General features: G+C 57.4%; 10 protein-coding genes. 2 read left to right on the top strand and 8 right to left on the bottom strand.

The features are described 5' to 3' along the window. Nucleotides 1–103: 103 nt before the first annotated feature. Complete coding sequence (locus AC06DS_RS06640) at nucleotides 104–718, bottom strand: C40 family peptidase (RefSeq protein WP_448308127.1); 615 nt, start codon at nucleotides 716–718, stop codon at nucleotides 104–106. A gap of 468 nt (nucleotides 719–1186) precedes the next feature. Between AC06DS_RS06640 and AC06DS_RS06635 the strand changes: the two genes are divergently transcribed. Further along, nucleotides 1187–1885, top strand: coding sequence for a 3'-5' exonuclease (locus AC06DS_RS06635; RefSeq protein WP_477100300.1), 699 nt, complete (start codon nucleotides 1187–1189; stop codon nucleotides 1883–1885). Between the two features lie 78 nt (nucleotides 1886–1963). Here AC06DS_RS06635 and qcrB read toward each other — a convergent pair whose 3' ends face one another. From qcrB to ctaE, 4 genes are all read right to left on the bottom strand, one after another. Continuing rightward, nucleotides 1964–3598 (bottom strand): cytochrome bc1 complex cytochrome b subunit, encoded by a 1635-nt coding sequence (qcrB, locus tag AC06DS_RS06630; RefSeq protein WP_293791360.1) that lies wholly within the window; start codon nucleotides 3596–3598, stop codon nucleotides 1964–1966. Next, a complete protein-coding gene (gene qcrA / locus AC06DS_RS06625) occupies nucleotides 3595–4800 on the bottom strand; it encodes a cytochrome bc1 complex Rieske iron-sulfur subunit (RefSeq protein WP_476728094.1) in 1206 nt (401 codons plus the stop codon). Before qcrA ends, qcrB begins: the two co-directional genes overlap by 4 nt. Further along, nucleotides 4797–5696 carry a cytochrome bc1 complex diheme cytochrome c subunit gene (gene qcrC, locus AC06DS_RS06620; RefSeq protein WP_477100299.1) on the bottom strand — a complete coding sequence of 300 codons (900 nt, stop codon included), beginning with the start codon at nucleotides 5694–5696 and terminating at the stop codon, nucleotides 4797–4799. Before qcrC ends, qcrA begins: the two co-directional genes overlap by 4 nt. A gap of 98 nt (nucleotides 5697–5794) precedes the next feature. Next, the gene (gene ctaE, locus AC06DS_RS06615; RefSeq protein WP_293791363.1) at nucleotides 5795–6406 is read right to left on the bottom strand and encodes an aa3-type cytochrome oxidase subunit III; all 612 of its coding nucleotides are present in this window, start codon (nucleotides 6404–6406) and stop codon (nucleotides 5795–5797) included. Between the two features lie 387 nt (nucleotides 6407–6793). Between ctaE and trpD the strand changes: the two genes are divergently transcribed. After that, the gene (gene trpD, locus AC06DS_RS06610) at nucleotides 6794–7897 is read left to right on the top strand and encodes an anthranilate phosphoribosyltransferase (protein WP_477100298.1); all 1104 of its coding nucleotides are present in this window, start codon (nucleotides 6794–6796) and stop codon (nucleotides 7895–7897) included. 76 nt (nucleotides 7898–7973) lie between these two features. On the opposite strand, the gene ctaF is transcribed toward trpD, so the two are convergent. The 3 genes from ctaF to AC06DS_RS06595 all read right to left on the bottom strand — a co-directional run bounded on the left by ctaF (nucleotide 7974) and on the right by AC06DS_RS06595 (nucleotide 11598). Beyond that, nucleotides 7974–8405 carry an aa3-type cytochrome oxidase subunit IV gene (ctaF, locus tag AC06DS_RS06605; protein WP_477100297.1) on the bottom strand — a complete coding sequence of 144 codons (432 nt, stop codon included), beginning with the start codon at nucleotides 8403–8405 and terminating at the stop codon, nucleotides 7974–7976. Nucleotides 8406–8444: 39 nt separating this feature from the next. Next, on the bottom strand, nucleotides 8445–9554 hold the full coding sequence (gene ctaC / locus AC06DS_RS06600; RefSeq protein ID WP_477100296.1) for an aa3-type cytochrome oxidase subunit II: 1110 nt from the start codon (nucleotides 9552–9554) through the stop codon (nucleotides 8445–8447). Nucleotides 9555–9837: 283 nt separating this feature from the next. Continuing rightward, nucleotides 9838–11598: a pyruvate dehydrogenase gene (locus AC06DS_RS06595; protein WP_293791367.1), complete on the bottom strand. Its 1761-nt coding sequence runs from the start codon at nucleotides 11596–11598 to the stop codon at nucleotides 9838–9840. Nucleotides 11599–11750: the final 152 nt, after the last annotated feature.

Below are 11750 nucleotides of genomic sequence, written 5' to 3'. Positions count from 1 at the left end.
CCTAATAGCACCAGCCCCACCATTTCACGCCTTCACCAGCCGTAACACTAGCCCCGATATCAACATCTGAGCTAGAGAAACACCGGAAGGTGTTGGCTAAAAATTAGAAGCGAACCGCGTTGTACACAGGCATCATGTGCAGGTTGTCGATACGCACCGGGTTGGAAGAGTTCAGGGCGTGAACGATCTTGCCATTGCCGATGTAGATGGCAACGTGAGATGCGCCACCGTAGTAGGAGATAACATCGCCCGGCTGCAGAGCGTTCAAGGAAACCTTCTTGCCAGCGGAAGCCTGAGCAGAGGAGGTACGCGGGATGGACTTGCCAACCTGGCGGTGAGCCCAAGAGGTCAGGCCGGAGCAGTCAAACGCGTTCGGGCCAGAAGCACCCCAAGAGTACGGTGCACCAACCTTGGACTTAGCGATGTCCGCAATGCGCTGTCCGATAGAGGAAGAAGCCAGCTTTGGAGCCGGAGCCTTGACAGCCTTAGTCGCAGCCTTCTTGTTGCCACCATCGGTGCTCAGGCCAGCCTGCTTGAAGTAAGGCTTGATGGTCGGCAGCAGGTGGTCCGGAACCTCTACGGTTACGCCGGACTGCTTGTGAGTGACCGGCGCAGCCTGGGCGGCAGCGGGGGTCAGTACAGCGGCACCCACACCGACGGCAGCGACGACAGCTGCGTTGCGGGATACGTTGTTCTTCTTCAGGCTGTGCTTGCCCATATAAGTCCTCAATTACCTTTCAATCCGTTGTTTGGGGTGTGGAGCTTTTCCATATCCCCTCGCCCGGCAACTCTTCGGCAGCTACCGCGGTGCGGTGAGCTCTTTGTCGCTCACCTCTAAGGTCTCGAAAAGATTACGAAATGATTGCGGTCCATGTCCAGCCGTTTCGCAAATCTGGGCTTTTTAAGCCTTAGACGTGCCGTTGTTATCAAACCGAGATTTTTCGAACCCTCAACTACAGCCTGAAAGTTATCGAAGCTTTATAAATTGCTGACCTGCGGTTTTAGTAAATACACTCACTACCTCTACCAGGGTCTGACGCTTATGATATTTTCAGAAAATAACAGATGTGATACTCGTCACACTAGGTAATTTTGGCGTGTCTTTTACGCCCATAACGCTTCAAAAACCGCCTGCCTCAGTGCAACCGTGCCAACATCCCCCGCCCAAAAGCTAAACTTGATCCCCATGCCCCCTACCGTGTCGAATCCGCCGTACCGCGATCCTCTAGCTTCAGAGGATTCACGGCCCGCTAAGCCACGCCAGCCACGCCGTTCAGATGAGATGCCGGATTCCTACGCCTTGGCGCACACACGCTCGGATCTGCAGCGCACTCTTCACGACTGCATCGTGATCGACTTGGAAACAACCGGGTTGCGGCCACAGCAAGAGCGAATAATTGAAATCGCGGCTCTGCGGGTCTCAGACGGAGAGATCCAGCAACGCTATACATCACTCCTCAACCCGCTACAAAAGGTTCCTGAGGAGATTACCGACTTAACGGGCATCTCCGAAGGGCTCTTGGCTGACAAGCCCACCTTTGAGGACATACTTCCCGAATTGCTGGGGTTCCTCCGCCCACACGGCTCCCCCATCCCACGTCTTGTTGGGCACAATGTCTTCTTCGACTTCTCCTTCTTGCAGCACGAAATGCTGCGCACCCAGCTCACCGCTTCAAACGAGCTTGTCTCTCCTCCCTACACTCCACGACTGGTGTGTACAGCGGAGGCATCCCGCACACTAATTCCGCGAGAGTCAGTTGGACGCTACCGCCTGGGGAACGTGGCGTCGTATCTCAAGGTCACCCACCGCCCACTACACCGAGCGATGAGTGACGCCTTGGCGACCTACGACGTACTAAAGGCTCTGTCGCAAGAGCGGAACTAAAAAATCCCGCCCACCTTCTTGGTGGACGGGATCTTCTCGAGCCTTATGTGAGAGCAGTTGAATCAGCTCGATGCGAGGTTACTTGTCGAGCTCCTCGTGGCGACGACGGTTCTCCTCGTTGAGACGCTCGAACATTTCCTTCTGCTCTGCGTGATTATCGTGCTCGATGCGCTCCGCCTTCTCCACGATCTCTGGGGAATCCGGGGAGAAGAAGCCACCGCGACCAGGGTGACCGGCAGCGCCGAGCTCGTTCATGGTCTTCGGAACGTATGCACCCTGGTACTCCAGCGGAATCGGGTGGCCGTGCTCGTCAACCGGGCCCAGCGGCTGGTGGACCTCGATGAAGCCACCGGATGGCAGCTGGCGGATGGTACCGGTCTCAATGCCGTGCTCCAGAACCTCGCGGTCGGAGCGCTGCAGGGAGACGCACAGGCGGTACGTGATGAAGTACGCGATCGGAGGCAGCAATACCAGGCCGATACGACCCAGCCACGTCATAAGGTTCAGCGAGATCGTGAAGTGCATTGCCAGCAGGTCGTTACCACCGGAAATAGTCAGCAGCACGTAGAAGGTCAGTGCCATGACGCCCAGGGCGGTACGAACCGGAACGTCGCGCGGACGCTGCAAGAGGTTATGGTGGGCGTCATCGCCGGTGAACTTCTGCTCGATCCACGGGTAGGTGAACAGCAGCACAACCAGGATGCCCAGCAGCAGAGCTACCCAGAACACAGCCGGAATGGTGTAGTTACCGAGGTAGAGCTCCCAGGCAGGCATGACACGTGCAGCACCGTCAGTCCACAGCATGTAGATATCCGGCTGAGAACCAGCGGACACCTGGGAAGGATTGTACGGGCCGAGATTCCAGATGGCGTTGATCTGGAACAGACCAGCCATCAGAGCAACCACGCCGAAGGTGATCAGGCCGAAGGAAGCTGCCTTCAGACCGAACACCGGCAGAATACGAACGCCGACAACGTTGTTTTCGGTACGACCCGGTCCAGGGAACTGGGTGTGCTTCTGGTACCACACGAGTGCAAGGTGTGCAGCGATCAGTGCCAGCAGGATGCCCGGGATCAGAAGAACGTGGGCGATGTACAGGCGAGGAATAATGATCTCACCCGGGAAGTCGCCGGCGAACATGATCCAGTGCAGCCAGGTGCCGATGACCGGCAGGCCAACCATGATGGCGGACATAATGCGCAGACCAACACCGGAAAGCAGGTCATCCGGCAGGGAGTAGCCCATGAAGCCCTCAGCGACAGAGAGCAGCAGCAGGACACAGCCGATAACCCAGTTCGCCTCACGCGGCTTGCGGAATGCACCGGTGAAGAAGATGCGCAGCATGTGAACCATGATCGACACGGCAAACAGCAGCGCAGCCCAGTGGTGAACCTGGCGGATGAACAAACCACCGCGAACCTCGAAAGAGAGGTTCAGAGCGGTCTTGTAGGCGGCGGACATCTCCACACCATTTAGGGGTGCATAAGCGCCGTCGTAGATCACCTTCGACATGGAGGGGTCGAAGAACAGCGTCAGGTAAACACCCGACAGGATCAGGATGATGAAAGAGTACAGCGCGATCTCACCGAGCATGAACGACCAGTGAGTCGGGAATACCTTGTTGATTTGCGGGCGGATCAGGCCAGAGGCTGTGTACCGCTCGTCGATGTTGTTGGCCGCTTTAGCAGCGCGGCTCTGTTGTTTAGTGGTCATGAACGACGCTCCCAGAATGCCGGGCCGACAGGCTCGATGAAGTTACGGTCGGCGTACATGTATCCCTCTTCGTCAACCGAGATCGACAGCTCGGGCAGAGCACGGGCTGCCGGTCCGAAGATCGGCTTACCATGCTGCAGTGCATCGAACTGGGACTGGTGGCACGGGCAGAGGATGCGGTTGGTTTGCTGCTCATACAGGGACGTAGGGCAACCGATGTGAGTACAGATCTTGGAGTAGGCGAAGTAGTCGCCGTAGTGGAAGTCCTCCTGGCCTTCGCGCAAGATCGCCTTTGCGGCGTCTGCCTGGCGCAGGCGAATCAACATCACGGCGTTACGCGGGCCGTGGATGGAGTGCATGTGCTCCTCGTAGACGTCGCGGTTCTTGTCGAACTTGTCGCCGTCGTTGACCATTTCCTCGGTCAGCGGGAACACGGTCTCCATCGAAGCCGGATCCAGATCTTCCGGACGCATGCGGATCAGGCGGGAAACACCCTGGGTGCTGTAGTGCCCCTCGTGCTCCTCGGCAATTGCACCGGTATCGCGGCCCAGGTAGACCTTCTCGCCCTGCTCCACCAGAGTCCAACCAGTAGTCCACAGGGTGCCGTCACCCTGGATACCCATGGCCTTGGCCTTCCAGGGGTTCTTGATGATGCCGCCGAGCGGCAGAGCGATGGTCAAGCCAGCCAGCACTGCACCAGCACCAGCCAGGCCAGCGATTACCGGACGACGACCCAGTGTGGAGGTCTTCCAGGAATCATTCAGCAGAGCGACCAGGGTACGACGGTCAACTTCCTCAGACGGACCATCGTGGCGAGTCTGCACCGAAATCTCTTCCGGAACGAAGCTCTTGGTGTAGGTAATGATAGCCGCACCCAGCAGCGTGATGCTCAGACCCGCAGTGAGGCCCAGTAGCGGGGTGTAGATCGAGTAGAGCCACACGCCATCCTCAGCGAGGTGCTTATACTCCCACGGCCAGAACAGGTAGACACCGATGAAAGCGATACCGAACAGAACCGACAGGGCCAGCATGATCGTGACCTTGCGGCTTGCACGCTTTTCAGCGGGATCGTTGGCGATCGGAAAGCGTTCCTTGCGGTAGGCAACCGTTACGCCGTCGAGCTCTGTACCCAGGCGGGCCAGCTCGTCATCGTTCATCTTCGACAGCTCTTCGTTGCTGTACTTTTTGTTGTGCTCACTCATGACCGCGATCCAATCCACATAGCGAAGGCAACGAGAACCACGATGCCAACGAACCACATCAGCATGCCTTCAGTCACCGGGCCGATGCCGCCCAGACCGAAGCCACCGGGGTTCGGAGTTTCCTTGGCCGACTTCAGGTAGGCGATGATGTCCTTCTTCTCGTCAGCAGTCAGCTGGCGGTCAGAGAACTTCGGCATGTTCTGCGGGCCGGTCAGCATTGCCTGGTAAATCTCCTGCTCGTTGGCCGGGGCCAGAGCCGGAGCGTACTTACCACTGGACAGTGCGCCGCCCTTACCGGTGAAGTTGTGGCAAGATGCACAGTTCAGGCGGAACAGGTCAGAACCACGGGCAACATCAGCCGGGTCGATCTCGCCGTTCTTGTTATTGGAGCCACGCAGGGACTCCATTGCAATCTCACCGTTAGAGTCGCGGACGATGCCCGGGCCGCCACCGTTTGCATTTACGTATGCGGCCAGCGCCAGAGCCTGCTGCTCGGAGTAGCGCGGGTTCTTGCGGCTTGCTTGAGCCTCGTTACGCAGCATCGGCATGCGGCCAGAGTGTACCTGGAAGTACACAGCGCCCTCACCGACACCGATCAGAGAAGGACCACGGTCCTTAACACCCTGCAGGTTTCCACCGTGACAGGTGATACAAGCAACCTCGTAGAGTTCCTTACCCTGCTTGGCCAGTTCCTCCGAGCTCTGCTCAGCAACGGCATTCTGTGCGTCAGGGGTCAATGCGTTGGCTAGGAAGCCCGCGCCCGTCAGCGCGAACAACAATGCCAACGCGCCAGCAAAGGCCTTACGGACCTTCCGGCGGCGGCGTGCCTTGGTGGCACTGCCCTTCGAACCAACGGAGCTCTGCTCCGTGGTCGCGTTGGTGGAGTTGATATCCATCTTGTTCCCTTATTAGTTAGTCAATGGAATTGCGATGGGCTGTAGGCCGACCCTCTTAAGCGAATGTCTTCGTGTTAAGAGGCACCGACCTGGCCGGCCTACTGAATGAAGTAAATGGTGATCCACAGGCCGATCCAGACGACGTCGACGAAGTGCCAGTAGTAGGACACAACGACGGCGGCGGTGGCCTGTGCCGGGGTGAACTTCGACTTGGCGGTCCTCAGCAGCACCACGATGAAGGCAATCACACCGGCGAGCACGTGCGCGCCGTGGAAGCCTGTCGTGATGAAGAAGACCGAACCATAGACGGAGCCCGGGATCGTCGTTCCATGCTGCACCAAGTGAACGTACTCGTAGCCCTGGCCAATAAGGAAGATAGTTCCCAACAGCGCGGACAATGCGTACCACTTGCGAAGCGCGAAGACGTCACCCCTCTCCGCCGCGAAGACGCCCCACTGAGCAGTGAACGAAGAACTGATCAGAATAATCGTGATCGCTGCCGCGAATGGCACGTTCAGCTCAGTGGGCTCAGACGGCCAATTGCCGCCAGAGTTGGCCTTGGACACGAAGTACATCGCGAAAAGGCCAGCGAAAAACATCAATTCCTGAGACAGGAACACAATCGTGCCGACACTGACCATATTGGGTCGGTTCAGTGTCGCAACACGATGTGGTGCTGCCATACCTGGGTTTTCAACTGCGCTCGTCACGCATAACAGTATGGCCGTTTAAAGCCCGATAGTCGATTCACTCCAGCACTTTTCTGGAAGCTATCTGTAAAATCGCAGGTAAAACCTTGGATAACGCTGAAAGCCCACCCCGTTAGGGGTTAGCGGGAACTTTTATCCTCCCCCATCCGACGAGCTACATAACGACAGGTCAAAACCTACTTTCGTCAAGGGTGGACACGCCACATACCCCACGATGGGGCTACTCCGCACCTACCCCTTTCACCTGGGCGGAACCTTCGAATATCTCCCCTGTAAGGGCGTCAACCCAAAAACTCCCCGTGCTACTACCCAACTAATAGACTGGTTAGTACAGAGCGTTTTTGCTTAATACTTCTTTCTAGGACAGAAAGGCGCGTCGAAAGAACCATGGCCCCCACTACCCCACGTCCCGCAGACATCAGCGGTCTCTCCCCCGAACAACTACCGCCAAGCTACTTCACCTGGCCCGGCGTACTGGGGCGACTGGGCAATGGCCAGGAGCTGAGCGAATCGCAGGTGCGCTGGGCAATGCAACAGATCATGGAGGGTCACGCATCCGACGCACAGATTTCGGGATTTGCCTTCGGAATTCGAGTGCGCGGTATTACCGCTGCCGAGCTTGCCGCCGCTGCCGAGACAATGACCAGCTTCGCTACTCCAGTTGACTTTTCGGACGTGCCGAATTGCGTGGATATCGTCGGCACCGGCGGCGACGGTCATCACACTGTGAACATTTCCACAATGGCTTCCTTTGTTGTTGCCGCCACGGGCGTTCCGGTAGTGAAGCACGGTAACCGCGCCGCAAGTTCGAAGTGTGGCGGTGCGGACATGTTGGAGGCTCTGGGCCTCGATATCGAGCGCTCCCCAGAGGCTATTCGCGACGACGCACACGAGACGGGTTTTGCCTTCATGTTCGCCAAAACCTACCACCCTGCGATGCGCTTCGCCGCCCCTGTACGCAGCCAGCTGGGTGCCCCGACCATCTTCAATCTCCTTGGCCCAATGACCAACCCCGCCTACCCCAAGTACGGTCTCATTGGCTGCGCCTTCAAGGAGTTCATGCCAATCATGGGTGGCGCTTTTGCCCGTCAGGGCAGCCGCGTACTCGTTGTTCGCGGCATGGACGGAATGGACGAAATCTCGGTGTGCACTCCTACCGAGGTCGTTACTGTTGACGCCGCAGGCCGCACCGGTGAAGAAGTAATTAACCCTCGCAGTGTCGGACTCGACTTTTATGAAGATGGCAGCCTCGCCGGTGGCGATGCTAGCTATAACGCGGATGTGGCTGTGCGTCTTATGAAGGGCGAAATCACTGGCGCAATCAAGGATGCTGTCTTGATTAACGCCGCTGGTGCTTTGACGGCTGTGCGCGGATGGGAGGAGAAGGGATTCCAGGAGTCCCTATCTGAGCAAGTACAGCACGCCCGGGAATCATTGGAGTCCGGGGCTGCGTGGAAGCAGATGGAAAAGATCGTGGGACGGAAGTTCTAGCACACAAAAAGAACTCCCCCTTCCGCTGCAACCTCCTGGGTTGGCGGAAGGGGGAGTTTTTAGTGAAGTGTGAAGTTTAGTGCTTCTCCGGCGGCAGGCCATACTGCAGGTTCAGCATCGTGGTTGCCCAGATCAGCATTGCTGCGCCGAAGAGAACCAGCCACAGGTGCCACCAGGCCAGACCTGCGCCCATCACGACGATGGAGACGGTCATCCAGAACGGCCAGATGGAGCTTGCGGAGAAGAAGCCGAGCACACCAGCGCCGTCCTCGATCTCTGCCTCTTCCCAATCATCCGGGCCGATGTCAGTCTTGGTCGACGTCAGGTGGAGGTAACCAGCGAGCATGAAAGCCAGCAGGGTTGCCATCACCAGGCCGGTGCCACCGGCCCATTCAACGCCCATGACGTTGCCTGCATCGCTAACGGAGTGCGTAACGATGAAGTAGAACACCGTGACCACGGTGAAGAAAGTACCTATGCCGTAGAAAAGCTTTGCACCAGAAGTCATTTGCTTTGTCTCTCTTTCTTCTTAACCTTGCGCTGCCACTTAAGCGGCGTTGCGATCCTTGTGGTTCTCTTCCGGGTTCCTGGTACCAGTGCGGTCGGAATTGAACGGGTGGGTGGAGGTTGCGTACGGCTGCTCGCCGATGGACTTCAGAGCCTCAGAGTTCGGAGCCTCAGGGTTGTCCTGGCGGAACTTCATGTACTGCTCGAACTTCTCCGGGGAGACAACGCGGAGTTCGAAGTTCATCATTGCGTGGTAAGTACCACACATCTCCGCACAGCGTCCGACGAACGCGCCTTCCTGATCGATGGACTCAACCTGGAAGATACGCTCAGAGCGGTTTGCCTCCGGGTGCGGGAAGACGTCGCGCTTGAACAGGAACTCCGGGATCCAGAAGGAGTGGACAACGTCCGCGGAAGCCAGGTTGAACTCAATCGGAGTGCCGGAAGGAACGACCAGAACCGGGATCTCCTGGGTGGTGCCCACGGTCTCGATCTTGTCGAAGTTCAGGTAGCTGTAGTCATCCTTCGCGCGGCCATGGATCGGACCCGGAACCTGCTCACCGTGCTTGTCCAGCTTCTTAGCGGGCTTCTTGGAATCCTCGGCGCGAGCCTGTGCTTCCTTGTCGGTGCCCTTGTACTCCTGGCCACCGTTCAGCTCTGCAGCAACGTGGCTGTAGCCGAACTTCCAGTTCCACTGGTAGCCAGTGACGTCGACGGTAACCTTCGGATCCTTGTCCAGTGCGGTCGCACGATCCTGAGTCTGAACGTTGAAGAAGAACAGGGTACAGATGATCAGAACTGGCAGGGTGGTTAGAACGAGCTCCAGCGGAACGTTGTAACCAGTCTGGCGCGGGAACTCGTCCTCGCCGCGCTTAGCGGCCTTCTTCGCGCTAGAACGGCCCATGTTGACGAACAACAGAACCCACATGATGATGCCGATGATCCAGGCGACAACCCAGACCCATACCCACATGTTGCCCATTTCCTTGGACTCCGGGGTAATACCCTTCGGCCAGCCCATTCGCAGAGCATCGAAGAACTTGTTTTCCGGTGGGGCGACAGTACAACCAGTCAGCACCAGGCCAGCAAGACCCAGTACGCCGGCGAGGCCAATACGGCGAGTCAAACCGTGCTTATTTCGCTGTTCCACGCGAGTTTGCCTTCCTCATTCACACGTCACTTGCGTTGCAAGAACTGGACTCTCACGCTCGCCTGCAGTTCGCGCGCGTTAGATAGTCTTACAACAACTTCACTTAAAGAACCTTAGACCATTGACAGGACATTGCCACCATCACGGAAGCGGAAATTCCCTTTTCGGGGTTGGCTACCGCTCCCATTGCCCCCACACGGGTTAGGCGGGAGCCCACACATGTGTGACTCCCGCCATAGGTAGGCCTGAAGAGGCACTCCTCAGAGCGCCTCACCCCTCTTGCTTAGAGCTTGTTGATCTCAATTGTGCCCGCCGCTCCGATGTTCCGGAGGTTGGCGCGCGCCAGGTCGACCATGCGTCCCACGCCACCGTCAAACACAGTGCGCGTAGCGGAGCGTGAGAAGCCCATCATCATCTCCCAGGTGATGTTCGGCGGCAGGCTCAGAGCGTTCGGGTCAGTAACGACATCCACCAGCACCGGACCGTCATAAGCCAAGGCTTCCTTGATGCCCTTCTCGACATCCTGCGGATCCTCGATTCGGATCGTCTTAATGCCAATGGCCTCAGCGATCTTGGAGAAGTTCACGTGCTCGTGGTCAGTCTCGTGTTCCGGCAGACCAGCAACCATCATCTCGAGCTTCACCATGCCCAGCGAGGAGTTGTTAAACACTACGATGTTGACGGGTAGATCGTGGAGCTTTGCGGTCAGTAGTTCACCCATCAGCATGCCCAAACCACCGTCGCCGGAGAAGGAAATCACCTGGCGGTTCCGGTCCGCAGCCTGTGCGCCGAGTGCCTGCGGCAGCGCATTGGCCATCGTGCCGTGGCGGAAGGAGCCGATCTCCGTACGCTTACCATTCGGCGTGATGTAGCGAGCGCCCCATACATTGCACATACCGGTATCGATAGTGAAGATGGCGTCTTCAGCTGCAAGACGGTCAATGGTATCCGCCACATACTCCGGGTGGATCGGCTTAGACTTGCCAGCCTTCTTCGTGTAGGCATCCACCACATGGTTCAGTGCACGAGCATGGTTACGCAACTGCTTATCCAGGAAGCTACGGTCAGTCTTTTCCTCGATGTGAGGCAGGATCGTATCAATCACAGCTCCAACGTCACCGACGACCGGGTAATTAATGGTTGTGCGGCGGCCAATGTGCGAGCCGTCGATATCCACCTGCGCCACGTTTCCGCTTGGCAGGAAGTCGTTGTATGGGAAGTCTGTGCCCAGCAGGATCAGCAAATCCGCGTCGTACATCGCTTCTCGGGCTGCACCATAGCCCAACAGACCGGACATACCGACGTCGAACGGGTTGTCGTACTGAATGTGCATCTTGCCGCCGAAAGCGTGGCCAATGGGAGACTTAATCTTCTCCGCAAGCTTGAGCACTTGCTCTCGGGAGTTCTTGACGCCCTCACCGCAGAACAAGGTGACAGTCTTAGCATCGTTAATAGCCTTGGCCAGGCGGGCTGCTTCCTCGGCATCCGGGTACAGCACGGGGCGACCCTTGGCATACACCGAACCGATAAAGCCTTCTTCCTCGATCGCCTGGGAGGATACATCGCCGGGGATAACCAGCACGCTTACGCCGTTGCCAGCAAGGGTGGACTGGATCGCATTGTGCAATACCTTGGGCCCCTGCGCGGCAGAGTTAATCATCTCGCAGTATCCAGAGCACTCCTGGAAAATCTGCTCCGGGTGAGTCTCCTGGAAGAACTGGGTGCCGATCTGCACGCTCGGGATGTGAGAAGCAATGGCCAGAACCTTTGCACCATTTCGATGGGAATCGTATAGCCCCTGGATCAGGTGAGTATTGCCAGGGCCACAGGAAGCAGCACATACTGCCAATTCACCGGTAACGAGGGATTCAGCACCAGCGGCGAAGGCCGCAGATTCCTCGTTCCGAACGTGGATCCATTCAATCGAGGATTGACGAACCTCATCCACGATGGGGTTGAGGCTATCGCCTACCAATCCGAAGATTCGCTTAACGCCTTGATTTTCTAGAGTCTTTACTAATTGTGCTGCGAAGTTTTTTGCCATGCCACAAGGCTACGCGTGGCTAATCGGTAGCGCATTGGTTGCTGTAAAGTCTCACAGAATCCCAATTCTGTAATACAAATCACTTTTGAACGTAGGGATCCCCAGCAAACGAGCTTTCCCCGCCGTGGCAACTAGCCCACCTCTACCCCGCC

Source organism: Corynebacterium sp. TUM25015 (assembly GCF_056393505.1).
The sequence above is the reverse complement of the archived record's forward strand: the minus strand, read 5'-3'. Positions and strand labels throughout refer to the sequence as shown.

Bases quoted from the DNA above. Each gene is read 5' to 3' on its own strand.
- qcrC (WP_477100299.1), bottom strand. From the start codon at position 5,696: ATGGATATCAACTCCACCAACGCGACCACGGAGCAGAGCTCCGTTGGT.
- AC06DS_RS06635 (WP_477100300.1), top strand. From the start codon at position 1,187: ATGCCCCCTACCGTGTCGAATCCGCCGTACCGCGATCCTCTAGCTTCA.
- AC06DS_RS06595 (WP_293791367.1), bottom strand. From the start codon at position 11,598: ATGGCAAAAAACTTCGCAGCACAATTAGTAAAGACTCTAGAAAATCAA.
- qcrA (WP_476728094.1), bottom strand. From the start codon at position 4,800: ATGAGTGAGCACAACAAAAAGTACAGCAACGAAGAGCTGTCGAAGATG.
- qcrB (WP_293791360.1), bottom strand. From the start codon at position 3,598: ATGACCACTAAACAACAGAGCCGCGCTGCTAAAGCGGCCAACAACATC.
- ctaF (WP_477100297.1), bottom strand. From the start codon at position 8,405: ATGACTTCTGGTGCAAAGCTTTTCTACGGCATAGGTACTTTCTTCACC.
- AC06DS_RS06640 (WP_448308127.1), bottom strand. From the start codon at position 718: ATGGGCAAGCACAGCCTGAAGAAGAACAACGTATCCCGCAACGCAGCT.
- trpD (WP_477100298.1), top strand. From the start codon at position 6,794: ATGGCCCCCACTACCCCACGTCCCGCAGACATCAGCGGTCTCTCCCCC.